We start from the raw sequence: 26,040 nt of genomic DNA, 5'->3' as shown, positions 1-26,040 counted from the left end.
TTTTTATCCGGCGCCGACATACCGCCGGCGTCAATCGACGCCGGGCTTGCGCAGCCTTGCCGCGGCGACTCGCCGCAAGGTGTCGCTTACCCATCCCAATGTCTCCGCACGTATCGACCAGTGTTGCCAGTACAACGGCACATCCAGCCACCGACGCGCGGCAAGCACGCGCAGCGCTCCCGACGCCAGCCGGTCGCGTGCCATGGTTTCGGGCGCCATGGCCCAGCCCAGGCCCATGGCGGCGGCATCGACAAAAGCGGTGGATGAGGGCAGGTAATGGACCGGCGGACTCACGCGTGCGCGCGTCACGCTGCGGATAAAGCGGCTCTGCAATTCATCCTTGCGATTGAATACCAGCATCGGCGCGGCGGCTAACGCGGCAGCGTCGAGTTTCTTGCCGACATAGCGTTCCACGAACTGTGGCGAGGCCACCGGTAAATACCGCATGACGCCAAGCGGCTCGACGTTGCAGCCTTGCACGGGATGGGCGTCGGCGGTGACTGCGCCTAGCACCGCGCCTTCGCGCAGCAGGTTGGTGGAATGGTCCTGGTCCTCGACGTGTATGTCGAACAGCAAGCCATGCTGCTTGTGCAGGTCGGCCAGCGCGTCGAGGAACCATGTTGCCAGGGAATCGGCATTCACGGCGATCGAGATGGTGGTCGTCGGGGTTTCGTGTTGCTGTATGCCGAAATCGTCCAGCGCTTCGGTCTCCAGCAGGCGCATCTGTTGCAGGCTGCGTAGCAGCCGCTTGCCGGCATCGGTGGCGCGGCAAGGCGATTGGCGCAGCACCAGGATCTGGCCCAGGCGATCTTCCAGCGCCTTGATGCGCTGGGATATGGCCGATGGGGTCAGCGACAGGCGTAGCGCGGCGCGCTCGAAACTGCCCTCGTCCAGCACGGCGGCAAGGGCGGTCAGCTGAGGGTGGATCAGGCTCATGGCGGTTGCCCGTAGATTAATAAAACTAATCTTATGTAAGAAAAATGAGTTTTACTAAATCGGGGGCTTCCCAGAAAGTGGCGTCTTGCCCGCTGGAACTCCCCTATGTCCCTCAATGCCTATTTCGCCGGCCTCGGTGCCGGCGCCGGCCTGATCGTTGCGATCGGCGCACAGAATGCGTTCGTGTTGCGGCAGGGTCTGCAGCGTCAGTACGTGGCCGCCGTGGTCCTGATATGTGTCGTGGCCGATGCGACATTGATCCTGGCGGGTGTCTCGGGCATGGGTCTGGCCATCAAGCAGCAGCCCGCCTTATTGCAATGGCTGAGATATGTCGGCGCGGCGTTTCTTGCCGTCTATGGCCTGATGGCCGCGCGCCGGGCATGGCAAGGGGAAAGCGGCTTGCGGCCAGCCGAAGCGGGAGCGGCCAGTTTGGGTCGTGTGCTGTTGGCCTGTCTGGCGTTTACCCTGCTCAACCCGCACGTGTACCTCGATACGGTGGTGTTGCTGGGGAGTCTGTCGACGCATTACGTCGACGGCGGCAACTGGCGCTTCGCCTGGGGCGCCTGTACCGCGAGCCTGCTGTGGTTTTCGGCGCTTGGTTTCGGGGCACGCATGCTGTTGCCGATGTTTCGCGCACCCCATGCCTGGCGGGTGTTCGATATCCTGGTCGCGTTGCTCATGTTCGGATTGGCCGCGTTGTTACTGGTGCAGCCGCTGGCCTGATACAAGGCGGCGTTGCATCGGGTGCGGGCCTTGCAAAAAACCGATGCGCTACCATTGATGGCTCCAGTCCCGACACGCAAGAAACCATCCATGACTGCTCTACGCCTGGCGCTGGCCCAATTCGATTTTCCGGTCGGCGCGGTAGCCGCCAATGCCGCCAAGGTGCGTGAATTATTGGCCCAGGCGCGAGCCGGCAAAGCCTCGCTGGTGGCGTTTCCGGAGCTGACCCTGAGCGGCTATCCGCCCGAGGACCTGCTGTTGCGGCCGAGTTTCCTGGCGGCTTGTGAGAACGAGCTGCAGGCGCTGGCGAAAGAAACCGATGGCGTTGCCGCGGTAGTGGGTCACCCACATAGCGAGGGCGAGGTCTATAACGCGGCCTCATTGCTGCGTCACGGCCGGGTCGAGGCGACGACGCACAAGCAGGCGCTGCCCAACTACGGCGTATTCGACGACAAGCGCTATTTCCGCCCCGGCCACGAAAGCATGGTGGCGACGATCCAGGGCGTGCACGTGGGCGTGCTGATCTGCGAAGACGTCTGGCAAGCCGAGCCGGCCGCCATGGCCGCCGCGGCAGGCGCCGAACTGATCGTAGTCATCAACGCGTCGCCCTGGGACAGCGCCAAGCAGCAGGCCCGCGAACAGGTGTTGACCGAGCGTGCGAGGGAAACCGGCTGCGCCTTCGTTTACCTCAACACGGTCGGTGGCCAGGACGAAGTGGTCTATGACGGTGGATCATTGCTGGTCAATGCCGACGGCAGCATCGCCGCGCGCGCGCCCACCTTTACCGATACCTTGCTGTGGGCCGAGTTCGATCCGCAAACGCGAAGCCTGACCGCACACGACTGGCCGCCCGCGGACCAACCGCCCGCCGAAGGCACGCTTTACCGGGCACTGGTGCGCGGTATTCGCGACTACATCGACAAGAACGGTTTCGGTGGCGTCCTGCTTGGCCTTTCCGGCGGTATCGACTCGGCACTGACCCTGGCGTTGGCGGTCGATGCGCTTGGTCCCGATCGTGTGACCGCGGTGATGATGCCTTCGCGCTACACCTCGCAGCTATCGCTCGATGGCGCGCGCATCCAGGCCGAGAAGCTCGGCGTGGCCTATCACGTGATCTCGATCGAAGAGACCTACGAGTCCTTCGTCAGCGCGCTGACCCCAGCTTTCGCAGGCAAGGGGCCGGATATCACTGAGGAAAACCTGCAGTCGCGCACCCGTGGCGTGATGTTGATGGCCTTGTCCAACAAGCATGGCCGTCTGCTGCTGGCCACGGGTAACAAGAGTGAGATGGCGGTCGGCTACGCGACCTTGTACGGCGATATGTGCGGAGCCTATGCGCCGCTCAAAGATGTCTACAAGACGGTGGTCTATCGGCTGTCGCAGTGGCGCAATAGCGTGGAAGGTGAGGGTGGCTGGGCCATTCCGCCGGCCGTGATCGAGCGTCCGCCGTCGGCGGAATTGCGCGACAACCAGACCGACCAGGATTCGTTGCCGCCCTATGATGTGCTCGACGCGATCCTTACGCATTTCATCGAAGACGAAGAGTCGCAGGCCGAGATCGCGGCGCGCGGCTACGATCCGGAAACGGTTCGCCGCGTTGTGCGCCTGGTGCTGATCAACGAATTCAAGCGTCGCCAATCCGCTCCTGGTCCGCGCGTTACGACCCGTGCCTTCGGTCGCGAACGTCGCTATCCGATCACATCGGGTTGGCGATGACTGGGTCGGGCAAGGCGATCGCGCTGTTTTTCTCTCTCACGCCTCACTCCTGACAACTCATTCCTAAAAAGCACTTGACGCCACACGCACATTCTTGAAATTATCCCCGACTCGTTTCGAGGAGTGCGCCAATGATTGCCATCGCCACGCACGCGTCCATCGTCATCGCCATCCGGCAGCTTGCCGTCTGCTAAGCCGTTTACCGGCTCAGCCTATCTCTGGTTGACGACTTCGTCCTGACGGACGCGTCTTTCTTGCGGTCTTCTTCCTGCGCTTAAGTGCGTGGGCGTGATTTGCGTCGTTCGGTTTCTTCGGAAATCGGAACGCGCCTGCAGAGTGCCTTACATTCATGACTACCCATAACCACATGGCATTGCGCCGTGTTGCTGCTTACCTGCGTGCCCGCATGGGTTCGCCCCATGACCGGCAACGTGTCGCATCATTTAGCTACCTGTTCGACGAGGCGAGCGCCGAGCCGGCGCGCAACTACGCCACGCCCGACGACAGTGCCGACCCTTGCGAGGCGGAACTTGCCGCGTTGTGCGAAAGGTTCGACGCCCGGCAGCGAGTGCCGCGGCTGGAATATATCCACGATCTCGCACCAGCGGTCCTGCCCAGGCTGGTGGCCGCGGGCTTTACCTCATCGCCACCGCTTGCCCTGATGACCTGTTCTCGTGGCAGCCTCACCATGGATGGTGATATCGAGGGACTGCAGTGGTCGCTTGCCGAAAACGATGCGGATCTCTACGCGGCGGCCGAAGTGCAGAATCATGCTTACGGCGTGTCGGTCACCACGGCGGCCGATCTGCAGCGTCTGCGAGAGTTGCTGAAGAAGGGCGGTGCGGTAGCGCTCGTGCGTGCCCGCGATAGCGACACCGTATTGGGGGCGGGGCTGTTCACGCCACCGCATGATGGCGTGACCGAGATCGCCGCCATCGGTGTCCATGCTTCCGCCCGACGTCGAGGTATCGGTGCTGCCCTGGCAGCGTTGCTGGCCGACCACGCGCTCGTGCAAGGCATCGATCTGCCGTTCCTGATGTGCGAAGTGGCCAACGAGGACGGGGTCTATCGCCGGGCGGGATTCGAGCGTTTCGGTGAAGTCGTTTGTGCGTCGCGTTGACGTTGCTGGCCAGGCGTAGCCAGCAACGTCACTCCGCCAACAAAAAAGCCGGCAGTCTGACTGCCGGCTTTTTCTTTTGAAGCGTCACACCTGACGGATCGCGTTGCGCTTAGTGATGTCCCGAGAACGGAATCATCTTGCGCAGGGTCGACGGTGGATGCGGCCACTTGGTATCGGTCAGATACGGGTGGTCGGGATAGTTGGCGGCCAGCACCTGGCGGGTCTGATCGGCCAGGCCCTTCTGGTCGAGCGCGAGATAGCTGCGCGTGAGGATGGCCAGCGCATCGCCGGTCTGCGGCGACTGCTGGTAATGCTCGATCACGTACTGGGCGCGGTTGGCCGAAGCGATATAGGCCTTGTTGCGCAGGTAGAACTCGGCCACGTTGATTTCGAACTGGGCCAGCACGTTACGCAGGTAGATCATGCGCTGGCGCGCATCGGTGGCGTAGGCACTGTCCGGGAAGCGGCGGGTCAGTTCGGAGAAATCGTCGAACGCTTGCAGGTTGTAGCCCTGGTCGCGGCGGGTCTGGTTCTCGTCGCGCTTGAGCAGACGCTCGATCGCGCCCGAGGTGCGGTCGAAATTGATCAGGCCACGCAGGTAGTAGGCGTAGTCGACGTGTTTCTGGGTCGGATACGTCTTGATGAAGCGGTTGATGGTGGAATACGCATCATCCGGCTGGTTGTCCTTGTACTGCGCATAAGCCAGGTCCAGCTGGGCCTGCTCGTTGTAGTCGCCGGAGGGGAAGCGCGCGATCAGGCGCTGATAGGCCTTGACGGCGGCCGAGTAGTCGGCGTTCTCGAGCGACTTGTGCGCAGTCGTGTAGAGCTTTTCCACCGGCATGGTATCGATGTTGTCGCGCTTGTGGCGGAACATCGAGCAGCCGCTCATCGATACAGCGATGACGAGCGCAATAAAGAGTTTTAGAGCCGGCTTGGTTAGGCGCATGAGGTAGAATTTCTAGGTGTTGAACGGTGGATGATAGCTTATAGAGCCGAGACTCGGGACCCGGGACCCGAGCCCCGAAAGATCGCCAAGCGCAGCAAATACTTACGCGCAGGCCTCACTCATCGATGTCCTCAAGATCAGTCCACGGATTTTTCGCGAGTCTTTAAGTCCCGAACCCGAGTTCCGCCCCATGACCGCAGTGCGTCACGAAGCCATTGTCCCCTTGTCGGCCGCAGGTCGAAGATTCGACCAGGCCTTGGCCGAGATGTTCCCCGACTATTCCCGTTCCCGCCTGACCGGCTGGATCAAGGACGGTGCGGTGACCCTGGACGGTGCCAAGGCGCCGCCCCGCCAGCTCCTTCGCGGAGGCGAAAAAGTGCTGCTGGAGGCGGTATTGGTCGTCGAGGTCAGCTCCCAGCCCGAGGCCATCGACCTGGATATCGTCCATGAGGACGATTACCTGCTGGTGCTGAACAAGCCGGTCGGCCTGGTCGTGCACCCGGGGGCGGGCAACCCTGCCGGTACCGTGCTCAATGCCTTGCTGCATCACGATCCCAAGCTGGCCGAACTGCCGCGCGGGGGCATCGTGCACCGCCTGGACAAGGACACCTCCGGTCTGATGGTGGTCGCGCGCACCCTGGCGGCGCACACCGGCCTGGTCGACATGCTTTCGCGCCACGAGGTGGAGCGTCAGTACGAAGCCATTGTCGTCGGCACCATGGTGGCAGGCGGTACGGTCGATGCCGCGATTGGCCGCCACATGGGCGACCGCCTGCGTCAGGCCGTGCGCGACGAGGAAGACGGCAAGCATGCCGTCACCCATTACCGGTTGCGGGAGCGTTTCCGTGCCCACAGCCTGATCCAGTGCAGCCTGGAAACCGGCCGTACCCATCAGATCCGCGTGCATATGGCGCATATCGGCCATCCGCTGATCGGCGACCCGCTTTACGGCGGTGGCCTCAAGCTGCCCAAGGGGGCGACACCCGAACTGGTGGCGGCCTTGCGTGGATTCCGTCGTCAGGCCCTGCATGCCGAACGACTGGCGTTCGAGCACCCGGTGACGCACGAGCCGCTGTCGTTCAGTGCCGAGCGGCCGGCGGACCAGCAGTTATTGATCGACGCGTTGCGCCACGATCTGGCCGAACACGGGCACAACGACTACTGATCGGCGGAGCATCGATGTTTCGGGGTCGACCAGCCTCTTGTGCGATGCTCCGCACCTTCCCCTCACGACAAGCGCCCGTTCCATGATCGACGACGCCTGGCTCTTTCCCGATTGGCCCGCACCGCGCGCGGTACATGCCGCCGTGACCACGCGGCAGGGGCCGGGCGTGTCCGCCGCGCCGTTCGATCGCTTCAATCTGGGACTGCGCAGTGGCGACAGCAGTGATGCCGTGTTCGCCAATCGGAGTGCATTGCGCGAAGTTCTGGGGTTGCCTGCCGCGCCGCGCTGGCTGCATCAGGTGCACGGCACCGCGGTGGCCGAGCTGGGGCCGTTACCGAGCGAGCAGGAGCCGCAGGCGGATGCGGCCGTGTCGCATTTGCCGGGGACGGTGCTGGCCATTCTTACCGCCGATTGCCTGCCGGTGCTGTTTTGCAGCGGCGACGGGCGACAGATCGGTGCAGCGCATGCGGGCTGGAAAGGTCTGGCTGCCGGCGTGCTGGAAGCCACCGTGGAGCAGATGCAGATCGCGCCGCAACGTTTGCTTGCCTGGATCGGGCCGTGTATCGGCAAGGCATCGTATGAAATCGATGCGCCGGTACGGGAGGCGTTTGTCGTCGAGGATGCGGCTGCGGAAGGCTATTTTGAAGCGACCCGGGCGGGCCATTGGTTGTGCGATATGGCCGGGCTGGCGCGGCATCGACTGCAAAAGGCCGGCGTGGAGCAGATCTATGGTGGCGGGTTCGATACGCGCACCGACGAGCGGTTCTATTCGTATCGGCGCGATGGGGCAAAGAGCGGGCGATTTGCCAGTTTGATCTGGCTGGGTGGTTAAGCGCGAGCGTCTCGGAAAGCCTCTCCTAATTCGTCATCCCGGCGCAGGCCGGGACCCAGTGGCTTCGGTTTTAGGTTTTCGCGTAAGAGCAAATGCTTGGTGACTCTCGCGGCAGCCGACCGCAAAGTCACTGGATCCCGGCCTGCGCCGGGACGACGAATAGGGAAAATGAGGTAATTCGAGCGGCCCTAAGCCGCCAGCGCATCCAAAAACGACTTCCGCCAAGCGGTAAGATCGTGCTTCTGCAATATCTCCATCATTGCGTGCCAGCGATTGCGCCGCTCCTTCAGCGGCATCTTGAGCGCACGCTCCAGCGCATCGGTCACTTCCTCGGTATCGGCGGGATTGACCAGCAACGCCTGTGTCAGCTCCTCGGCCGCACCGGCAAAGCGCGACAACACCAGTACGCCAGGATCCTTCGGGTTCTGACTGGCCACGTATTCCTTCGCGACCAGGTTCATCCCGTCGCGCAGCGGCGTGATCAAACCCACGCGCGCGGTGCGGTAGTAACCGCTCAACACGCTGTGCGGATAAGAATTATTGACGTAGCGCACCGGCACCCAATCGGGCGCGGCATACAGGCCGTTGATATGCCCCGCGCTGCGTTCCAACTCGCGACGGATCTGCCGGTATTCCGGTACGGTGGAGCGCGAAGGCGGGGCGATCTGCAGCAAGGTGACCTTGCGATGCAACTCCGGCGCTCGCTCCAGCAGGCGCTCATAAGCCTGAAAGCGCTCGGGCAGTCCCTTGGAATAGTCCAGGCGGTCCACGCCAATAATCAACGCGCGATCGTCCAGGCTGGCACGCAACTGCCCGATTTCCTCTTCCTCGGCGAGTGCCCGCTTCGCCATCTCGGCGACCTGATGGGTATCGATGCCGATGGGAAAGACGCCGGCGCGAAAGATATGGCCATTGCTGGCGCGCATGCGATGACCCGGGCGCATCACGGCGTGCGCTTCGTGCAGGAAATAGTCTTCCAGTGCGCGCAGATCGCGTGCGGTATGCAGGCCGATCAAGTCGTAGCTGGACAAGGTTTCCAGCAGTTCGCGGTGCTGCGGCAGCGCAATCAGCAATCCCGCCGCGGGCAGTGGTGTATGCAAAAAGAAGCCGATGCGGTTGCGCACGCCGCGCTCGCGCAGCATCGAGGCCAGGGGGATCAGGTGATAGTCGTTGATCCAGATCATGTCGTTCGGCTCGATCAAATCGGCCAGTCGATCGGCGAACACGGTATTGACGCGTAGATAACCCGCCAGATGGCCACGGTTGTAGTCGACCAGATCGGGTCGATAGTGCAACAGCGGCCATAGCGTACGATTGGCATAACCGTCGTAGAAATGATCGTGGTCTTCCTTGGAAAGATCGATGGTGGCGTACTCCACCTCGCCGTCCTTCAAGTGATGCAGCTGTCCGGCGGTGTGCTTGGCTATCTTGCCGCTCCAGCCGAACCAGAGCCCGCCGCGCTCGCGCAACGCGTCGCGCATGGCCGACGCCAGGCCGCCGGTGGCGGTCTGATTGGGCAAGGCGACACGGTTGGATACGACGATCAGGCGATTCATGTTTTTTCCTGTGGTGAGGGGAGGATGTGGGCGGTGTGGTTACATCGCATCTTCCCAGCGACGGGAGAGGCGCATGGCGGCCTGGATCAAACCGACCAGCGAATAGGTCTGCGGGAAATTGCCCCACTGCTCGCCGCTCTGTGGCGCGATGTCTTCGGATAACAAGCCAAGCGGATTCAGGTGCGAGAGCATGTTTTCGAACATGGCGCGCGCCTGGTCGCGGCGACCGGTGGCGGCGAGCGCTTCGATGTACCAGAACGTGCAGATGTTGAAGCTGGTTTCCGGTGCGCCGAAATCATCGGGTGCGATGTAGCGGAACAGGTAGTTGCCGCGGCCAAGCTCCTTGCCGATCGCGTCCACGGTCGCTACGAAACGCGGATCGTCGGCCTTGAGAAAGCCGATATCGGCCAGGAGCAGCAAGCTCGCATCGAGGCGTTCGCCATCGTAGGCATCGGCGAAATAACCCTTTTCTTCATTCCAGGTGCGCTCGACGATGCGCGCGTGCAGCGCTACCGCCTCTTCGTGCCAGTAGCGCGCGCGTTCGTCCATGCCAAGCTCGGTCGCGATATGCGCCAGGCGATCGCAGGCCGCCCAGCACATGGCTGCCGAATAGGTGTGTACGGAGCTGCGGCCGCGAAATTCCCACAGGCCGGCATCGGGCTGCTCGGCCATCTTCAAGGCCATATCGCCCATGCGTTCGAGGCGCGCAAAGGTGCGTCGATCGCCCTTGCTCTCCAGGCGTTGATCGAAGAACAGTTGCGCTGACGCCAGCACCACCGAGCCGTAGACGTCGTTCTGCCGCTGCCTCCACGCGTCGTTGCCGACGCGCACCGGTCCCATGCCGCGGTAGCCGGCTAGGCTGTCCACTTGTGTTTCGGGAAGCTCGTGTTCGAACAGGATGCCGAATACCGGACCTATCTCGCGCTCGTCATCGGCGGCAATCAGATTGAACACGTAGCGGATGTATTCCTCCATCGTGCGAGTAGCGCCCAGACGATTGAGTGCTCGCACGGTAAAGGCCGCGTCGCGCAACCAGCAATAGCGATAGTCCCAATTGCGCGCCGAGTCGGGCGACTCGGGGATCGAGGTGGTCAGCGCGGCGATGATCGCGCCGGTTGCCTCGTACTGACACAGTTTCAAGGTGATGGCTGCGCGAATGACGTACTCCTGCCATTCGTAAGGTACCGAGAGATAGCGGACCCAGTCGCGCCAGTAGGCAAGCGTATTGTTCAGCGTGTGGTGAATGAACTCCGCCGGGCTCTGCGTCAGCGTTTCGTCGGGGCCGAACACGAAATGTGCGCTGCGGTCCAGGCCGAACGGCAGGCCGCGCTCGATCAGCGGCGAGGCCACGTCCGAGGTGAGCCGCATCACCGTATTGCTCAGCAGGTAGCGGATGTGATTGCTGCCGGACGTTGTCTGCGGTGCGTTGGCGCCGTAATCGCAAAGCGGCCGTAACAGCACACGGATGCGTGGCGAGCCGGCAATTGGCTGCACCCGGCGCGCGATGAGCACGGGATGATAAAAGCGCCCATGAGCACGATGACGTGGAGCGAAGTCGGTGATCTCGATTGCGCCACCGTGCTTATCGTACAGACGCGTCTGCAGCACCGCCGTATTAGGAAGATACTCCTGCTCGGCGCGGTCGAAATCTTCCAGCGCAATCGTCCAGTCACCACCTTCGCGTCGGGGTGACAGCAATGCGCAAAAGCTCGCGTCATCGTCAAAGCGGGGCAGGCAGCACCACACGATACTGCCGTGCGCGTCGATCAATGCAGCAACGCTGCCATTGCCGATCACGCCCAGCGATAGATTCGCCTGGGCGGCGCGAGCCGCTTCAGGAGCGGTTGTGTCGACGAGTTCCTCCGGGGTATTGGTCATCTAGCGTCGCTCCTAAGGCGTACAAGACACGGGCGAGCCAGGCTTGCACCGCGGTGGGACCGGACAAGGTGTATTGCGCCAGGCTGGGTTCGCGCTGGCCGACCCGGATGCTGATGCCGTTTTCCAGATTGGCGGTGGCGAATCCGTGCTCGTCGGTGAAATCGTCGCCGACGTAGACCGGCATGCGCCCCTGGAACGGCGGCCGTGCCAGCAGCTCGGCCACGGCCTGTCCTTTGTCCATGCCGGCAGGCTTGAGTTCGATCACGTGGTGGCCCAGTTGCAGCTCGTAGTCGGGCAAATCCTTGAGCAGCGTTTCACTCGCCTCGCGCAACGCGCGCATGCCCGGATCACCGCTGCGATCATGGAGTGCGATCGCTATGCCTTTGTCTTCCAGCATGACCTGAGGAAACCGCGAAGCCATGCCATGGACTGCGTGGCGAAGGCGTTGCTGTTCGGCATGATCGAGTTCTATCTCGCGCTGGGCCCCATCGGCATGGCGTAGCTGCAGGCCATGTACACCGGCCATGGCCCAGGGCGGCGCGCCGAACAGGCGTTGGAGATCTTCGATCCGCCGGCCGCTGACCAGGGCGAGCGCACCGCCCAACGCGGTATGCAACTGCGACAACAGCGCCGTCAGCGTCTTGCTGACATGGACCCGTTCGGGCCGATCGGCAAAGTCGATAAGGCTGCCGTCGACATCGAGAAACAGCGCCCAGGCTTCGTGGGCTACCGGCAGGGGCGGCGCCGGTAACGGCGTGGATGCGGGCATGAGGGGATTCGCTTGCACTATCACCTCATCGAGCGTAACAAAGCCGATGTGAAGGCGATCTTTCACTTAAACGAAAGCTTGCCGAATCGTGTCGATTACGCTTGAACCGTTAAGCTTTTGTCCATACATCCGTCCACAGTGGCGGCTTGCCGCCAAAACCTATTCATTTCAGCGGGGACCACTCCATGCGGATGGACAAACTTACTTCGCGCTTTCAGCAAGCGCTGGCCGACGCGCAATCACTGGCGGTCGGTCGTGACAACAATATGCTCGAGCCGACGCACGTCATGGCGGCGCTGCTGGACCAGCAGGGCGGATCGACGGCGCCTTTGCTGACGCAGGCTCAGGTGAATGTGCCGGCGCTGCGCCAACGCGTCGCCGAGCAGCTCGAGCGGCTGCCCAAGGTCAGCGGGCAGGAAGGCAATATTCATGTGGGCAACGAACTGACGCGCCTGCTCAACCTGACCGACAAACTGGCGCAGCAGCGTGGCGATCAATTCATCGCGAGCGAGTTGTTCGTGCTCGCAGCGCTCGAAGACAAGGGTGAGCTGGGCGCTGCGTTGAAAGCCGCTGGCGCCACCAAGGCGAACCTCGAAGTGGCCATCGACAAGCTTCGTGGCGGCGAAAAAGTGCAAAGCGAGAATGCCGAAGAGCAACGCCAGGCACTGGAAAAATATTGCGTCGACCTCACCGCGCGAGCCGAGAGCGGCAAGCTCGATCCGGTGATCGGTCGCGACGAGGAAATTCGCCGCACGATCCAGGTCCTGCAGCGCCGTACCAAGAACAATCCCGTCCTGATCGGCGAGCCGGGCGTCGGCAAGACCGCCATCGTCGAAGGGCTGGCGCAACGCATCATCAAGGGCGAGGTGCCCGAGGGCCTGCGCGATCGCCGTGTGCTCGCGTTGGATATGGGCGCATTGATCGCGGGCGCGAAATTTCGCGGTGAGTTCGAAGAGCGTCTGAAGGCCGTGCTGAACGACCTGGCCAAACAGGAAGGTCGCGTCATCCTGTTTATCGACGAGCTGCACACCATGGTCGGTGCGGGCAAGGCCGACGGTGCGATGGATGCAGGCAATATGCTCAAGCCCGCGCTGGCGCGTGGCGAGTTGCATTGCATCGGCGCCACCACGCTGGACGAATATCGCAAGTACATCGAGAAAGACGCCGCCCTGGAACGTCGTTTCCAGAAGGTCTACGTCGGTGAGCCGAGCGTGGAAGACACTATCGCCATCCTGCGCGGCCTGAAGGAGCGCTATGCCGTGCACCACGGCGTGGAAATTACCGATCCGGCGATCGTCGCGGCGGCCACGCTTTCCAACCGCTATATCACCGACCGTCAGTTGCCCGACAAGGCGATCGATCTGATGGACGAGGCGGCATCGCGCATTCGCATGGAGATCGACTCCAAGCCGGAAGAGCTCGATCGGCTCGAGCGTCGTCTGATCCAGTTGAAGATCCAGCGCGAAATGCTGAAGAAGGAAAGCGACGAGGCGTCGAAAAAGCGTCTCGCCGATCTGGAAAGCGATATCGAAAAGCTCGAGCGCGAGTTTTCCGATCTCAACGAGATCTGGAAGTCCGAAAAGGCCGCGCTGCAGGGAGCGACCAAGGTCAAGGAGCAGATCGAGAAAGCGCGTGTGGAACTTGAAGCCGCGCAGCGTCACCAGGATTACGCAAAGATGAGCGAGATCCAGTACGGCCGGTTGCCGGAACTGGAGAAGCAGCTTACCGCCGCGCAGGCCGCGGAAAAGCAGGACTTCAAGCTGGTACAGGATCGCGTTACCGAAGAGGAGATCGCCGAGGTCGTATCGCGCTGGACCGGTATTCCGGTGAGCAAGATGCTCGAAGGCGAGCGCGACAAGCTGTTGCAGATGGAGTCGGCGTTGCATCAGCGCGTGGTCGGCCAGGATGAAGCGGTGCGTGCGGTGTCCGACGCAATTCGCCGTGCGCGTGCAGGCCTGTCCGATCCCAATCGCCCTTACGGATCGTTCCTGTTTCTTGGTCCTACGGGCGTGGGCAAGACCGAACTATGCAAGGCGCTGGCGGAGTTCCTGTTCGATACGCAGGATGCGATGGTGCGCATCGACATGAGCGAGTTCATGGAAAAGCATTCCGTGAGTCGCCTGATCGGTGCCCCTCCGGGTTATGTCGGTTACGAAGAGGGTGGGTATCTGACCGAAGCCGTGCGCCGTCGTCCCTACAGCGTGATTCTGCTGGACGAAGTGGAGAAGGCGCATCCGGACGTGTTCAATATCCTGTTGCAGGTGCTCGACGATGGTCGTTTGACCGATGGGCAGGGCCGTACTGTCGACTTCCGCAACACCGTTATCGTGATGACCTCCAACCTGGGCTCGCAGATGATCCAGGAGCAGGCCGGCGATAGCGAAGCCGACTACATGCAGATGAAGGCGTCGGTACTGGCGGTGGTGCAGGCGCACTTCCGTCCCGAGTTCATCAATCGCCTGGACGAGCTGGTGGTGTTCCGTCCGCTGGACAAGAAGCAGATCAAGTCCATTGCGAAGATCCAGCTGATCTATCTGGAAAAGCGCCTGGCGGAGCGTCAGTTGAAACTGGAGATATACGACAGGGCGCTGGAACTGCTGGGCAATGTGGGCTTCGATCCGGTGTATGGCGCGCGGCCGTTGAAGCGGGCGATTCAGCAGCAACTGGAGAACCCGCTGGCGAAGCAGATTCTTGAAGGGCGCTTCGATGCGGGCAATACGGTCGTGGTGGATGCCGAGGGTGGGCATCTGGTGTTTCACAAAGAGTAGGAAAGGCCGACGCGAACACCCGGCCCTCCTCACCCCAACCCTCTCCCCCGGCAAAGCCAGGGGAGAGGGAGCAGGTTACGGAAACGCAAAACACCGAGGACTTCCTCAGTCGGCTCCCTCTCCCCTGGCTTTGCCGGGGGAGAGGGCTGGGGTGAGGGGGCTCTTGGTGCGGAACAGTCGATGCGCGCGTTATCGCGGCTCGCTAAAACTATCCGCCCCATTCTCCATATGCCCCGCCACCCGCCGCGCCCATCCACTGGCTTCGGCCACCGACACGCTCAAGTCATACCAGTTGGTAAAGTCACTCAGGTCCCAGCTGTCCACATGACTGCCATGCGCGCCAACCGAATAGATCCGCACGTCTTGTGACACATAGCCGTTGCGCACGGTGAACGTGCATGCGCTGCTGCCCGCATTGGTGAGTGTCAGTTGCACGCGGTTGTTGTCCGGGTCGTAGGCCAACGTGATCTCCGGCATGACGGTCGCACTGGCGACGCTTCCTTGCCATACGCGCAGAAAGCCGTTCGGCCCATGCGCTTCAAGCTGATAGATGCTGTTGGTATACGTCTTTGCGCTCCAATAGTCGGAGAGCGATTTGCCTGCCTCCACCGTGTAACGCCACGGACCGTCGTTCCGATTGGAGGCGTACACCTGAAACACCGCACCCGCCGCGCCGGTGTTGTTGAACGCGAGTACATAGCGTCCATTCGATGTGCTGACGCTGCCCTGGATATCCATTTCATACGGCAACGCGCGTGCCGGTCGTGTTACCGTCGATTCGGCTGTGGGCATCGACGGCGTGGAAGGAACGCTGGGTGACGGTAACGTCGAGCACTCGCTATCGGCTTGCCCCGGATAGCCGCTGGTGACCGGCAGGCTGGGCCAGGACGTGTTGCCGGAAGTGAAATCGAACGCCGAAGTCAGGTCGCCGCAGACCGCGCGACGCCATGCACTGATGTTCGGCTCGGCGACCCCGAAACGGGTTTCGAGAAAACGCAGGACCGATGTGTGATCGAACACTTCCGAGCACACCCAGCCGCCACGCGACCACGGCGAGATCGCCATCATCGGCACGCGAAACCCCAGGCCGATCGGCTTGCCGGCCGTGATTTCTCCGGTGGTACTGACGGTGGATAGCCCATTTGCCGACGAGGCTGGTGGCGTAGGCGGCGGTACGTGATCGAAGAAGCCGCCGTTCTCGTCGTAGTTGAGGATGAATACGGTCTTGGCATACACCGCCGGGTTGGCGACCAGCGCGGCCAGCAACTGCGCCGAGAGGTTCTCGCCATAGGCCGGTTTGTAGTTGGCGTGCTCGGAAAGATAGTCCGGCGCCACGATCCACGACACCTGCGGCAGGGTGTTGTTGGCGACGTCGTTGGCGAATGCAGTCACCAGGTCCGGCACTGTCGCCATGCCGCGGTCGTACAGCGGTTGGCCGGCTTTGGCTTTTTTGAAGGGCGCAAACCAGGCCAAGGCGTTGTCGTCGAAATTGTTGCTTTGCTGATAGACCTTCCAGCTAATGCCGGCGTTCTGCAGGCGCTCGGCGTACGTGGTCCAGCTGAACCCGGCGCTTGGCTCGGTGTTGTCCAGCGTGGCTGCCTGGCCGACTGACAGTCCGTTGCTGCCGGTAAAGAAATGCAGCCGGTTCGGATTGGTCTGGGTGAGCGTCGAGCAGAAATACTGGTCGCAGATGGTGAAACTGTCGGCCAGTGCGTAGTAGAACGGCAAGTCGGCGCGCTGGAAGTAACCCATGCCCAGACCGGCAGCGCGTGCGGTATTCCAGGCATCGAACTTGCCGCTGTTCCAGATCGCGGTGTCGACCGGATAGCTCATTGCCGGGGCGCTGATGCAGATACCGCTGGTGGTGCTGGTGTCCATGTGGAAGGGCAGCATGTAGCCGGTGCTGCTACTGTCGGGCTGATGCCAGACATTCTGCTGGCCACCCGGCAACGGCGCCGGCACGCGGTCGGCAAAGCCACGGACTCCAGCCAGGCTGCCGAAGTAATGGTCGAACGCACGGTTCTCCTGCATGAAGATCACCACGTGCTGCACGTCGGTGATATCGCCATTGACCGTGGCGGCAGGGGTGGCCAGGGCCTGGCGGATGACCGGGGGCAGGGCGGACATGGCGGCCAAGCCACCGGCCGAGGCCGCGGTCATCTTCAGGAAGCGGCGTCGCCCGGTGTTGTCGGGCTTGATATCGTCGATCTGGCTCATGGGGGGCTCCGTGAGTGGCGTCGGCTGTGTCGTTGTCGCTAGGACAACTCACGGACGTTGCAGCCCGATGCCACTCCCGGGTCAGTTTTTAGATAGTCGCCGGCCATGTGACCCGAGTTGTCCAGTCCCCTGCCGTTACACATTGCACTCACGGACCCATCGCGCTGCTGCTAAGATCGCCGCGCCTCAAGGTGACTGTCGGCAATGGAGCCGGCGGTTGAAACGGGAATTCGGTACGCCCTCGATGGGTCAAGCCGAAGCTGCCCCCGCAACGGTAGGCGAGCAAACGAACCGCAAACAGCCACTGTGCTCGATAGCATGGGAAGGCGCGATTCGGGAGGGTAGATGCCCTCGCTCGCAAGCCCGGAGACCGGCCTTGGAGGTATCACCGGACAGGCGGCGGGCCTAGTCGGGGCCGCTGCGACTTGCCGGTACCTGCTCTCACGCTCCTGTCCCCATGCCATTGACGCCGCGCGGGTAGGCGCGGTCCAGGGAGCTAACGCTGTGCCAATCCGTTCTTCGACTTTCCGCCGCTCCGTGCTGGCGGTTGCCTTGCTTTCCGTGTTTTCTCCAGCCTTCGCGGACGACGCCGGCACCACCGATCTCAACCAGGTCGTGGTCACCGCGTCGCGCACCGCGCAGACGCAGGACCAGACCCTGGCGCCGGTCACGGTGATCGATCGCGCCGATATCGAGCGCCTGCAGCCGGTGTCGATCGTTGCCTTGCTGCAGGGCGCGCCAGGTATCCAGCTATCGAACACCGGTGGCCAGGGCAAGCAGACCTCGGTGTATATGCGCGGCACCAATGCCGATCAAGTGCTGGTGCTGGTCGACGGCGTGAAGATCGGTTCGGCCTCGGCCGGCGTGGCAGCGCTGCAGGATATTCCGCTGGAGCAGATCGAGCGCATTGAAATCGTGCGTGGCCCGTTTTCCAGCCTGTACGGCTCCGAGGCGGTCGGTGGCGTCATCCAGATTTTCACGCGCCGCCCCGATGGCGCGTTTGTGCCGCATGCCAGCTTCGGCGTTGGTACCTATGACACGCTGAAGGGCTCGCTGGGTGCGGCCGGCAAGCAGGGCGCCGGCTGGTACTCGATGGAGGTTTCGCACGACCAGACGCATGGCTTCAACGCCTGTCGCGGTCCCGGCGGCTGCTTCACGATCGAGCCGGATAACGACGGCTACAAGAACGACGCACTCACCTTGCAGGGTGGCTACAAGTTCAACGAGCAATGGGATGCCGACGCGCGCTTCTTCGACGCCCGCGGTCGCAACGAATACGACGGCACCTTCAGCAACAGCGCCAAGACCGAGTCGCAAGTGGCGGGCGGTCGGGTGCACTACAAACCGTTCGACCGGCTGACGCTGACCCTGGCCCTGGGACAGAGCAAGGATTTCAGCAGCGATTACCTGGATAACGCTTATGTCGACACGTTCAATACGCGTCGTAAGGTCGGCTCGCTGCAGGCAGATATCAGTGCTGGCGGCGGTCTCTACAGCGTCGGCTTCGACGTGCAGCACGACAACATCCAGGGCAGCACCGAGTATGTCGTCGACCGGCGCACCGATCGCGGCGTCTTCGGCCAGTGGCAGCAGACTTTCGGCAGCCAGCAGTTGCAGGCCAGCGTGCGGCGCGACGATGACACGCAGTTCGGCGGCCGCAATACCGGCTCGCTGCTGTGGGGCTGGGACTTCACCCAGTCGCTGCGCCTGACGGCAAGCTACGGCACGGCGTTCCATGCGCCGACCTTCAACGAGTTGTACTACCCCGACTTCGGCAATGCGGACCTGAAGCCGGAGCGCTCGCGCAGCGGTGAGCTGGGCCTGCGCGGCACGCATGGCTGGGGCGGTTGGTCGCTGAATGCCTACGAGACCAAGATCAGCGACCTTATCGCGTTCACCGGCCCCAATTTCCTGCCGATCAACGTGGACCGCGCACGCATCCGCGGCGTCGAAGCTACGGCTCATACCGAACTGGTCGGCTGGACCGTGCAGGGCACGTTGAACTGGCTCGATCCGCGCGATGAGAGCAACGATTTCGATCACGGCAACCTGCTGCCACGCCGCGCCAAGCAGACCGCACGTTTCGATCTGGACAAGAAGGTCGGCGCGTTCAGCTTCGGCGGTAGTTATTTCGTCTCGGGCAAGCGCTTCGACGACACCGAGAACGAAACTCGACTGGGCGGCTATTCGCTGACCGACCTGCGCGTGGCCTATGCGCTGGATCGCGACTGGCGTCTGCAGTTCAGCGCCAACAATATTTTCGACAAGCGTTACGAAACGGCGGCTTTCTTCAATCAGCCGCGTCGCAACTACATGTTTACCGTGCGCTGGCAACCGGCCCAGTAAGCGTCGCAAGTAACACGGCCAAGAGGTAACAGACGGTATGAAAGCACTCTCCCGAACGCATAACGCGATGATCCTGATCCTGCTGGTCGCCTGCATGATCGCCACGCGCTTCAAGCATTTTGGAGATGCCATGCATCTGCCCGATGCCTCGATGGCTGTGTTGTTTATCGGCGGCATCTACCTGCGCCGACACCTGGCGTTTGCCGGCTTTGTCACCTTGGCAGTGCTGGTGGACTGGATATCGGTCAACTATGCCGGCGTGAGCGATTTCTGCATCACGCCGGCCTATGCGTTCCTGCTGCCGGCTTATGCGGTGCTTTGGTACGGTGGGCGCGCGTGCGGCGTCGGGCGTTCGTTCTTCGGTAGCCTGGCGTTCGGCTTTGTGGCGGCATGCCTTTCGTTTGCGATCTCCAACGGCGGCTTCTACTGGCTGGGCGGTCGCTACGCGAACCCACATGTGGCCGAGTATGTCGCGCGGCTGTGGCAGTGGGGGCCGCTGTTCGTGCGTACCACCATGGCGTATCTGGTGGTTGCGTTGCTGGTTCGTAACGCGGTGGCCTATCTTGTGAAGAGCGGTGGCACCATGGAAACGTCCAGCGGCGTGCATGTCGCGACTGAAGTCGCTCCGACAGACAAGCAGGGTGGCCGCTGATGTCGAATGTATTGCCATTCAAGCAGACATCCACGCTGTGGATCGTCGGCATCGCGCTGGCGATCCTGATGACCTGTACGCGAGGCCAGCATTTTGCCAGCGTGCATGCGCTGCCCAGCGCGTCCTGGGCGGTGTTCTTCCTGGCCGGCGCCATGTTGCGACGTTGGTGGATATTCGCGTTGTTTTTCGCGCTGGCATCGGTGCTGGATTTTGGCAGCCTAGCTGCCGGTACGATCACCGACTGGTGCCTGAGCCCTGCTTATTGGGTATTGGTGCCGGCTTACGGCACGCTATGGGTATCCGGGTGCTTCTATGCCCGCTGGCATGAACTGCAGTGGCGTAGTGTGCCGCGACTGGCCTTAGTATTGCTGGTATCGGTGTTCTTCACTTATCTCATTTCCGGCGGCGGCTACTACATGCTGTCGGGGCATTACACGCCGACGCTTGCCGGCTTTGCGCCGCGCATCGCGCACTACTATCCGCATTGGCTGGGTGTGACGGCTGGCTACGTGGGCTTTGTGTTCGCGCTGCATGCAGTAATCGTCCTCGCCGCCGAACGCATGACTGGATCGCCACGGAGCGCACGCGCATGACCGATAAAACCGAACGCGATGCCATGACCGCCGATGAGCGTTATCGCGAACGCATGCAGCGCAAGAAGGAGCTGGTCGATCGCAAGATCGCCCGTGCGACCATCGAGCGCGGTGTATTGGTGGTCAATACCGGCAACGGCAAGGGCAAGAGTTCGTCGGGCTTCGGCATGTTGGCGCGCTCGCTGGGACATGGCTTTCGCTGCGGCGTCGTGCAGTTCATCAAGGGCAGTTTTTCGACCGGCGAAGAGGCTTTTTTTCGCCGCTTCGGCGAAGATCTCGATTATCACGTGATGGGCGAAGGATTCACCTGGGAAACCCAGGACAAAGCGCGTGATATCGCCGCGGCACAGGCCGCCTGGGATGTTGCCGCGCGCATGCTCGGCGATGCGTCATACGACTTCGTGCTGCTCGACGAGTTGAATATCGCCCTGGTCAAGCAGTATGTCACGCTCGATCAACTGTTGCCGGCACTGGCAGCGCGCCCGCCGAATCAACATGTCGTCATCACCGGGCGCGGCGCTCCCGATGCCTTGATCGAGGTCGCCGACACCGTGACGGAAATGCGCGTGGTCAAGCACGCGTTCGAAGCCGGCATCAAGGCGCAGAAAGGTATCGAGCTGTAACCTATGAGTGAACATCGTTGCCCGGCCTTGCTGATCTCCGCGCCTGCCTCGGGGCAGGGCAAGACCAGTGTCACCGCGGCGCTGGCGCGTTGGCACCGGCGGCAGGGCCGCCGCGTAAGGGTATTCAAGACCGGCCCGGATTTTCTTGACCCGACCGTGCTGACGCGTGCCAGCGGTTCGCCGGTCTATCAGCTCGATCTGTGGATGGGCGGAGAGGAAGACGTACGTGCGCGGCTTTACGAGGCTGCCGGTGATGCCGATCTGATCCTGATCGAAGGCGTGATGGGGCTTTTCGACGGCAGCGCATCCAGCGCGGATCTTGCGATGAAGCTTGGCATTCCGGTGCTTGCGGTGATCGATGGCTCGGCGATGGCACAGACGTTCGGCGCCATCGCCACGGGCCTTGCACGTTATCGTCCTGGCCTGCACGTATACGGCGTCACCGCTAACCGCATCGGCAGCTCGTATCACGCGCAGTTATTGGCCGATAGCCTGCCGCCCGATCTCACCTGGCTGGGTGCGTTGCCGCGTGATCCTGCGCTGATGCTGCCCGAACGTCATCTCGGTCTGGTGGCTGCGGGCGAGCAGAACGATATCGAGGCACGCCTGGATGCGCTGGCGGATGCCTGGGCAACGTATGCGAAAGAAGTGCTGCCTGCGCCGGTGGGTTTCCCTGCCACCCATCGCTCGCCGTCACCGCGCTTGCTGGAAGGAAAGCGTATTGCGGTAGCTCATGATGCGGCGTTTTGTTTTCTCTATCCGGCCAATCTCGATGTGCTGCGCGAGGGTGGTGCGGAGCTGGTGTTCTTCTCGCCGATCGCGGGAGAGCCGCTGCCTGTGTGCGATGCGGTGTGGCTGCCGGGCGGCTATCCGGAATTGCATCTGGCGGCGCTCGCGCGCCACGTGAGGCTTCGCGATGCATTGCATGCCCATGTCGAAGACGGCAAGCCGCTGCTCACCGAATGTGGCGGCATGTTGTATGCGCTCGATACCTTGACCGATCGCGATGGCGTGACCTATCCCATGGCCGGTCTGCTGCAAGGCCATGCCGTCATGCAGGCGCGCCTGAGCGGCCTGGGCATGCAATCGGTCGAGTTGCCCGAAGGGACGCTGCGTGGGCATACCTTCCATTACGCCAAGGCGGATATCACCACGTCGCCGTTGGCGTTCACGGTCAACCCGGACAAAGGTCCCAGCCGGGAAGGTGTGTATCGTCGCCAACGCATGACCGCGAGTTTCATGCACCTTTATTTCCCTTCCGATCCCGCCGCGGCCATGCGTTTGTTCCTGCCATGATCGCGCTCGCCATGTTGGTCGCCGTGCTCCTGGATCTTGCGCTGGGCGAGCCACGACGTCTGCATCCGCTGGTGCTGTTCGGCCGGCTGGCGACCTTCAACGAACATGCGCTGTATGGCGATGGGCGCTTCAAGGGCATCGCTGCATGGTGTGCATCGGTCTTGCCGCCGGTGCTGCTGACTTGGCTGATCGCGCATTTTTTGGTGATGTATTCGCCCTGGGCCTGCTCGGCCTTTGGTGCGCTGCTGCTGTATCTGGCGATCGGCTATCGCAGTCTTGCCGAGCATGCCCGTCCGGTTGCGCAGGCGCTGTACGACGGTGACCTGCACGCAGCACGCGCTGCCGTGTCGCGTATCGTCAGCCGCGACACCGGTGCGCTCGATGAAACGCAGGTGGCCGCGGCGGCGACGGAGTCGGTCCTGGAAAACGGTGCGGATGCGGTCTTTGCCGCCCTGTTCTGGTTTGCCTTGCTTGGCGCGCCTGGCGTGGTGCTTTATCGCCTGTCCAATACGCTGGATGCGATGTGGGGTTATCGCACGCCGCGCTATGAAAATTTCGGCTGGGCAGCCGCGCGCATCGACGATGTGCTGAATTTCATTCCCGCACGACTGACCGCAGCGGCATACGCGCTATGCGGTGACGCGAGTCGTGCATGGCGATGCTGGCGCAAGCAGGCGCCGGCCTGGGACAGTCCAAATGCCGGTCCAGTGATGGCTGCGGGTGCCGGCGCATTGCGCGTGCGCCTGGGCGGACCCGCGCCCTATCACGGTGTCATGGAAGAACGTCCCCGTCTGGGCGAAGGCGAGCCTGCATCGGCTGCATCGATCCAGGCGGCATTGCTATTGGTGAGTCGCGGTTTGGTGTTGTGGTTGCTGGTTGCGCTGTTGTGGGCGCTGGCCGGCCAAGGAGGCACGCATGCTTGAACACGGTGGACGGCTACTGCAGGCCTCCAGGACCTACAACATTCCTTTGTCCGACTGGCTGGATCTTTCCACTGGCGTGAGCCCTTACGCGTGGCCTGTGCCGCCGATCCCGCCGCTGGCGTGGCAGCGCCTGCCCGATGACGATGACGGGCTGATCGACGTCGCGCGCGATTATTACGAAGCGACCTCTCTGTTGCCTTTGGCCGGTTCGCAGGCCGCCATCCAGTGCTTGCCGATGCTGCGCGCGACGACCAACGTCGGTGTGCTTGCTCCCGGTTATGCCGAGCACGCGCATGCCTGGCGACGCCAGGGGCATCGCGTCACCTTGGCATCGGCACGCGACTTGATCGCGCACGCCGATCACTTCGACGTAATCGTACTGATGCATCCGAACAATCCGGCGGGCGATCGCTTCACCGTGGACGAGTTGCTGGCGCTGCATGCGTCGCTGGCCGCACGCGGCGGTTGGCTGATCGTCGACGAGGCATTTATCGACGCGACCCCCGAGCATAGTTTGTGTCCCTATGCGGGCCGCGAAGGCTTGATCGTGCTTCGCTCGGTGGGCAAGTTTTTCGGCATGGCCGGCGCACGTGCCGGGTTTGCGTTTGCAACGATGCCTTTGCTCGATGCACTGCGCGAACGATTGGGACCCTGGACGTTAAGCGGGCCCACGCGTCATGTGCTCAAGCTCGCCCTGGCCGATGATGTCTGGCAAGCTGGCGCCGGCGACCGCCTGCATCGCGAAAGCCAGCGACTGGCGCGCTTGTTGACCAGACACGGCTTGCCGCCAACGGCGGGCACGGCTTTCTTTCAGTGGTGCTGCGATACGCGCGCATTGAACCTGCATTGGCAGCTGGCGCAACGCGGGGTCTTCACACGCTGGTTCGAGACGCCGCAAAGCCTGCGTTTTGGACTGCCGGGTGACGATGCGGCCTTCGAGCGGCTGGATCGCACCCTCGCCGAGGTGCTTGCGTGAACGCGCGGGTGTTGATGGTGCAGGGCTGTACCTCCGATGCGGGCAAGAGCACGGTGGTCGCCGCCTTGTGTCGTTGGCTCCATCGGCGCGGCGTCGCCGTGGCGCCATTCAAACCGCAGAACATGGCGCTCAACTCCGCGGTCACCGTCGATGGCGGCGAGATCGGCCGCGCACAAGCCGTGCAGGCGCAGGCGGCCGGTCTTGCTCCGCATACCGATTTCAATCCGGTGCTGCTCAAACCGAATTCGGACACTGGCGCACAGGTCATCGTCAACGGCCATGCCGTGGCGAACATGGATGCACGCGGTTATCACGAGTACAAGCGCATCGCGATGGATGCGGTGCTTGCCGCTCATGCGCGGCTACTGCAGCGCTATGCCGCGCTGATCGTCGAAGGTGCCGGCAGCCCGGCCGAAATCAATCTGCGCGATCGCGATATCGCCAATATGGGCTACGCCGAAGTGGTGGACTGCCCGGTCATTCTCGTTGCCGATATCGATCGCGGCGGTGTATTTGCGCATCTGGTCGGCACGTTGGCTCTGTTGTCGCCGAGCGAGCAGCAACGCGTCGCAGGCTTCGTGATCAATCGCTTTCGTGGCGACATCGCATTGCTGCAACCGGGGCTGGACTGGCTGGAGCGGGAAACCGGCAAACCCGTGCTGGGCGTGTTGCCGTACCTGCATGGTCTGCAACTGGAGGCCGAGGACGCGATGCCGCGCGAACGCGTGCCCAACGCGACGGCGCGTTTGCGCGTGGCCGTGCCCGCCTTGCCGCGCATCAGCAATCACACCGATTTCGACGCGCTGCGTGCGCATCCGCAGATCGACTTCCGCTTTGTCGGGCCGGGCGAGGCGTGGCCGTCCTGCGATCTGATCGTGTTGCCCGGCTCCAAATCCACGCGGGCCGATCTGGCCTGGTTACGTGCGCAAGGCTGGGACACGGCCATCGCTCGTCACCTGCGCTACGGCGGCAAACTCATCGGCATCTGCGGCGGGCTGCAGATGCTTGGGCGTGCCGTGCACGACCCACATGGTATCGAGGGCGAGGCCGGCTCCAGCGATGGGCTGGGTTGGCTCGACCTGGAGACGACGCTGGAGCCCGGCAAGCAATTACGTCAGGTCAGCGGAAGCCTGGCGTTGGACGATGCCACGGTGCGCGGCTATGAAATCCATTGCGGCATCAGCAGCGGTCCGGACTTGCAGCGGCCATCGAGTCGGCTGGAGGATGGCCGTGTCGATGGCGCCACATCGGTCGATGGCCAGGTGCTGGGGAGCTACCTGCATGGCCTGTTCGACGCTCCCGAGGCGCAGGCGGCGCTGTTGCGGTGGGCAGGTGTGCAGGACGCGGTAGCGGTGGATATGGCGGCAGAGCGCGAGGTAAGCCTCGATCGCCTGGCCGATACCATCGACGCCCATATGGATACGGCCGCATTATCGCGTCTGCTGGGCCTGGAGACCGCCGCATGACCTCACCTGTTTTGATACTTGGCGGCGCCCGCTCCGGCAAGAGTGCGCTGGCCGAGCGCCTGGCCATCGCCTCGGGCCGCGAGGTGGTGTACGTCGCCACCGGGCAGGCCGGCGATGGTGAGATGGCGGCGCGTATCGCCCATCATCGGGCGCAGCGGCCCGCCCATTGGCTGACCATTGAAGAGCCGGTGAAGTTGGCCGATAAGCTTGGCGACCATGCGCGCGAGGATCGCTGTTTGCTGGTGGATTGCCTGACCCTGTGGCTGACGAATCTGCTTTGCGACCCCGATCCGGGTTGCTTCGAGCGCGAGCGCGCCGCCTTGCTCGAGCGCCTGCCGCGGATGCCGGGCGAGCTGTTGCTGGTGAGCAACGAAGTAGGCCTGGGCATCGTGCCGATGGGGGAGTTGAGCCGCCGTTTTGTCGATGAGGCCGGCCGCCTGCATCAGGCTATCGCCGCCCTGTGCCCGCGCGTTTTGTTTGCAGCGGCGGGTTTGCCGCTGGTATTGAAGGGCCCCGCCCTGGAAGGAAACTTGCCGTGA

At 62.8% G+C, this 26,040-nt stretch carries 21 protein-coding genes and 1 riboswitch; of the genes, 15 read left to right on the top strand and 6 right to left on the bottom strand.

Annotated features, from left to right (window positions below):
- Positions 1–30: 30 nt before the first annotated feature.
- Complete coding sequence (locus QMG46_RS23010; RefSeq protein WP_281850235.1) at positions 31–936, bottom strand: LysR family transcriptional regulator ArgP; 906 nt, start codon at positions 934–936, stop codon at positions 31–33.
- Between the two features lie 105 nt (positions 937–1,041).
- Between QMG46_RS23010 and QMG46_RS23005 the strand changes: the two genes are divergently transcribed.
- The 3 genes from QMG46_RS23005 (at position 1,042) to QMG46_RS22995 (ending at position 4,495) form a co-directional block, all read left to right on the top strand.
- A complete protein-coding gene (locus QMG46_RS23005) occupies positions 1,042–1,659 on the top strand; it encodes a LysE/ArgO family amino acid transporter (protein WP_281850234.1) in 618 nt (205 codons plus the stop codon).
- 90 nt (positions 1,660–1,749) lie between these two features.
- Positions 1,750–3,375, top strand: a complete 1,626-nt coding sequence (locus tag QMG46_RS23000; RefSeq protein WP_281850233.1) for an NAD+ synthase — start codon at positions 1,750–1,752, stop codon at positions 3,373–3,375.
- Between the two features lie 349 nt (positions 3,376–3,724).
- Positions 3,725–4,495: a GNAT family N-acetyltransferase gene (locus QMG46_RS22995; RefSeq protein ID WP_281850232.1), complete on the top strand. Its 771-nt coding sequence runs from the start codon at positions 3,725–3,727 to the stop codon at positions 4,493–4,495.
- A gap of 109 nt (positions 4,496–4,604) precedes the next feature.
- On the opposite strand, the gene QMG46_RS22990 is transcribed toward QMG46_RS22995, so the two are convergent.
- The gene (locus tag QMG46_RS22990) at positions 4,605–5,441 is read right to left on the bottom strand and encodes an outer membrane protein assembly factor BamD (protein ID WP_281850231.1); all 837 of its coding nucleotides are present in this window, start codon (positions 5,439–5,441) and stop codon (positions 4,605–4,607) included.
- 190 nt (positions 5,442–5,631) lie between these two features.
- Here QMG46_RS22990 and rluD point away from each other — a divergent pair, with 190 nt between their 5' ends.
- Together rluD and pgeF are read left to right on the top strand one after the other, a co-directional pair.
- On the top strand, positions 5,632–6,606 hold the full coding sequence (gene rluD / locus QMG46_RS22985; protein ID WP_281850230.1) for a 23S rRNA pseudouridine(1911/1915/1917) synthase RluD: 975 nt from the start codon (positions 5,632–5,634) through the stop codon (positions 6,604–6,606).
- 85 nt (positions 6,607–6,691) lie between these two features.
- On the top strand, positions 6,692–7,438 hold the full coding sequence (gene pgeF, locus QMG46_RS22980; protein ID WP_281852960.1) for a peptidoglycan editing factor PgeF: 747 nt from the start codon (positions 6,692–6,694) through the stop codon (positions 7,436–7,438).
- 188 nt (positions 7,439–7,626) lie between these two features.
- Here pgeF and otsA read toward each other — a convergent pair whose 3' ends face one another.
- From otsA to otsB, 3 genes are read right to left on the bottom strand one after another with little or no spacing between them, the layout of a single operon-like run.
- On the bottom strand, positions 7,627–8,994 hold the full coding sequence (otsA, locus tag QMG46_RS22975; protein ID WP_281850229.1) for an alpha,alpha-trehalose-phosphate synthase (UDP-forming): 1,368 nt from the start codon (positions 8,992–8,994) through the stop codon (positions 7,627–7,629).
- A 39-nt stretch (positions 8,995–9,033) separates the two neighbouring features.
- Complete coding sequence (locus QMG46_RS22970) at positions 9,034–10,872, bottom strand: glycoside hydrolase family 15 protein (protein ID WP_281850228.1); 1,839 nt, start codon at positions 10,870–10,872, stop codon at positions 9,034–9,036.
- The gene (otsB, locus tag QMG46_RS22965; protein ID WP_281850227.1) at positions 10,829–11,641 is read right to left on the bottom strand and encodes a trehalose-phosphatase; all 813 of its coding nucleotides are present in this window, start codon (positions 11,639–11,641) and stop codon (positions 10,829–10,831) included. Before otsB ends, QMG46_RS22970 begins: the two co-directional genes overlap by 44 nt.
- 185 nt (positions 11,642–11,826) lie before the next feature.
- Here otsB and clpB point away from each other — a divergent pair, with 185 nt between their 5' ends.
- On the top strand, positions 11,827–14,409 hold the full coding sequence (gene clpB / locus QMG46_RS22960) for an ATP-dependent chaperone ClpB (protein WP_281850226.1): 2,583 nt from the start codon (positions 11,827–11,829) through the stop codon (positions 14,407–14,409).
- Between the two features lie 189 nt (positions 14,410–14,598).
- On the opposite strand, the gene QMG46_RS22955 is transcribed toward clpB, so the two are convergent.
- The gene (locus QMG46_RS22955; RefSeq protein WP_281850225.1) at positions 14,599–16,626 is read right to left on the bottom strand and encodes a phosphocholine-specific phospholipase C; all 2,028 of its coding nucleotides are present in this window, start codon (positions 16,624–16,626) and stop codon (positions 14,599–14,601) included.
- Between the two features lie 172 nt (positions 16,627–16,798).
- Positions 16,799–17,020, top strand: a riboswitch (cobalamin riboswitch).
- Between the two features lie 110 nt (positions 17,021–17,130).
- Between QMG46_RS22955 and btuB the strand changes: the two genes are divergently transcribed.
- The 9 genes from btuB to cobU are packed head-to-tail and all read left to right on the top strand — an operon-like array spanning position 17,131 to position 26,040.
- Complete coding sequence (gene btuB, locus QMG46_RS22950) at positions 17,131–18,972, top strand: TonB-dependent vitamin B12 receptor (protein ID WP_281850224.1); 1,842 nt, start codon at positions 17,131–17,133, stop codon at positions 18,970–18,972.
- Between the two features lie 37 nt (positions 18,973–19,009).
- A complete protein-coding gene (locus QMG46_RS22945; RefSeq protein ID WP_281850223.1) occupies positions 19,010–19,624 on the top strand; it encodes a hypothetical protein in 615 nt (204 codons plus the stop codon).
- A complete protein-coding gene (locus QMG46_RS22940) occupies positions 19,624–20,217 on the top strand; it encodes a hypothetical protein (RefSeq protein WP_281850222.1) in 594 nt (197 codons plus the stop codon). The genes QMG46_RS22945 and QMG46_RS22940 overlap by 1 nt, the downstream gene beginning before the upstream one ends.
- A gap of 23 nt (positions 20,218–20,240) precedes the next feature.
- The gene (gene cobO, locus QMG46_RS22935) at positions 20,241–20,840 is read left to right on the top strand and encodes a cob(I)yrinic acid a,c-diamide adenosyltransferase (protein ID WP_281852959.1); all 600 of its coding nucleotides are present in this window, start codon (positions 20,241–20,243) and stop codon (positions 20,838–20,840) included.
- Positions 20,841–20,843: 3 nt separating this feature from the next.
- Positions 20,844–22,136 carry a cobyrinic acid a,c-diamide synthase CobB gene (locus tag QMG46_RS22930; RefSeq protein WP_281850221.1) on the top strand — a complete coding sequence of 431 codons (1,293 nt, stop codon included), beginning with the start codon at positions 20,844–20,846 and terminating at the stop codon, positions 22,134–22,136.
- Complete coding sequence (gene cbiB, locus QMG46_RS22925; protein WP_281850220.1) at positions 22,133–23,059, top strand: adenosylcobinamide-phosphate synthase CbiB; 927 nt, start codon at positions 22,133–22,135, stop codon at positions 23,057–23,059. The genes QMG46_RS22930 and cbiB overlap by 4 nt, the downstream gene beginning before the upstream one ends.
- Complete coding sequence (gene cobD, locus QMG46_RS22920) at positions 23,052–24,035, top strand: threonine-phosphate decarboxylase CobD (protein ID WP_281850219.1); 984 nt, start codon at positions 23,052–23,054, stop codon at positions 24,033–24,035. Before cbiB ends, cobD begins: the two co-directional genes overlap by 8 nt.
- The gene (locus tag QMG46_RS22915) at positions 24,032–25,501 is read left to right on the top strand and encodes a cobyric acid synthase (protein ID WP_281850218.1); all 1,470 of its coding nucleotides are present in this window, start codon (positions 24,032–24,034) and stop codon (positions 25,499–25,501) included. Before cobD ends, QMG46_RS22915 begins: the two co-directional genes overlap by 4 nt.
- Positions 25,498–26,040, top strand: a complete 543-nt coding sequence (gene cobU / locus QMG46_RS22910) for a bifunctional adenosylcobinamide kinase/adenosylcobinamide-phosphate guanylyltransferase (protein WP_281850217.1) — start codon at positions 25,498–25,500, stop codon at positions 26,038–26,040. Before QMG46_RS22915 ends, cobU begins: the two co-directional genes overlap by 4 nt.

This window comes from Dyella sp. GSA-30, from assembly GCF_027924605.1.
GTDB lineage: Bacteria > Pseudomonadota > Gammaproteobacteria > Xanthomonadales > Rhodanobacteraceae > GSA-30.
Note: the sequence above shows the minus strand (reverse complement) of the source record. Positions and strands in the feature narration are given on the sequence as shown.

Excerpts from the sequence above, each read along its gene's own strand:
- QMG46_RS23010 (WP_281850235.1), bottom strand. The coding sequence starts at position 936 with ATGAGCCTGATCCACCCTCAGCTGACCGCCCTTGCCGCCGTGCTGGAC.
- QMG46_RS23005 (WP_281850234.1), top strand. The coding sequence starts at position 1,042 with ATGTCCCTCAATGCCTATTTCGCCGGCCTCGGTGCCGGCGCCGGCCTG.
- QMG46_RS23000 (WP_281850233.1), top strand. The coding sequence starts at position 1,750 with ATGACTGCTCTACGCCTGGCGCTGGCCCAATTCGATTTTCCGGTCGGC.
- QMG46_RS22995 (WP_281850232.1), top strand. The coding sequence starts at position 3,725 with ATGACTACCCATAACCACATGGCATTGCGCCGTGTTGCTGCTTACCTG.
- QMG46_RS22990 (WP_281850231.1), bottom strand. The coding sequence starts at position 5,441 with ATGCGCCTAACCAAGCCGGCTCTAAAACTCTTTATTGCGCTCGTCATC.
- rluD (WP_281850230.1), top strand. The coding sequence starts at position 5,632 with ATGACCGCAGTGCGTCACGAAGCCATTGTCCCCTTGTCGGCCGCAGGT.
- otsA (WP_281850229.1), bottom strand. The coding sequence starts at position 8,994 with ATGAATCGCCTGATCGTCGTATCCAACCGTGTCGCCTTGCCCAATCAG.
- QMG46_RS22970 (WP_281850228.1), bottom strand. The coding sequence starts at position 10,872 with ATGACCAATACCCCGGAGGAACTCGTCGACACAACCGCTCCTGAAGCG.
- otsB (WP_281850227.1), bottom strand. The coding sequence starts at position 11,641 with ATGCCCGCATCCACGCCGTTACCGGCGCCGCCCCTGCCGGTAGCCCAC.
- clpB (WP_281850226.1), top strand. The coding sequence starts at position 11,827 with ATGCGGATGGACAAACTTACTTCGCGCTTTCAGCAAGCGCTGGCCGAC.
- QMG46_RS22955 (WP_281850225.1), bottom strand. The coding sequence starts at position 16,626 with ATGAGCCAGATCGACGATATCAAGCCCGACAACACCGGGCGACGCCGC.
- QMG46_RS22945 (WP_281850223.1), top strand. The coding sequence starts at position 19,010 with ATGAAAGCACTCTCCCGAACGCATAACGCGATGATCCTGATCCTGCTG.
- QMG46_RS22940 (WP_281850222.1), top strand. The coding sequence starts at position 19,624 with ATGTCGAATGTATTGCCATTCAAGCAGACATCCACGCTGTGGATCGTC.
- cobO (WP_281852959.1), top strand. The coding sequence starts at position 20,241 with ATGACCGCCGATGAGCGTTATCGCGAACGCATGCAGCGCAAGAAGGAG.
- QMG46_RS22930 (WP_281850221.1), top strand. The coding sequence starts at position 20,844 with ATGAGTGAACATCGTTGCCCGGCCTTGCTGATCTCCGCGCCTGCCTCG.
- cbiB (WP_281850220.1), top strand. The coding sequence starts at position 22,133 with ATGATCGCGCTCGCCATGTTGGTCGCCGTGCTCCTGGATCTTGCGCTG.
- cobD (WP_281850219.1), top strand. The coding sequence starts at position 23,052 with ATGCTTGAACACGGTGGACGGCTACTGCAGGCCTCCAGGACCTACAAC.
- cobU (WP_281850217.1), top strand. The coding sequence starts at position 25,498 with ATGACCTCACCTGTTTTGATACTTGGCGGCGCCCGCTCCGGCAAGAGT.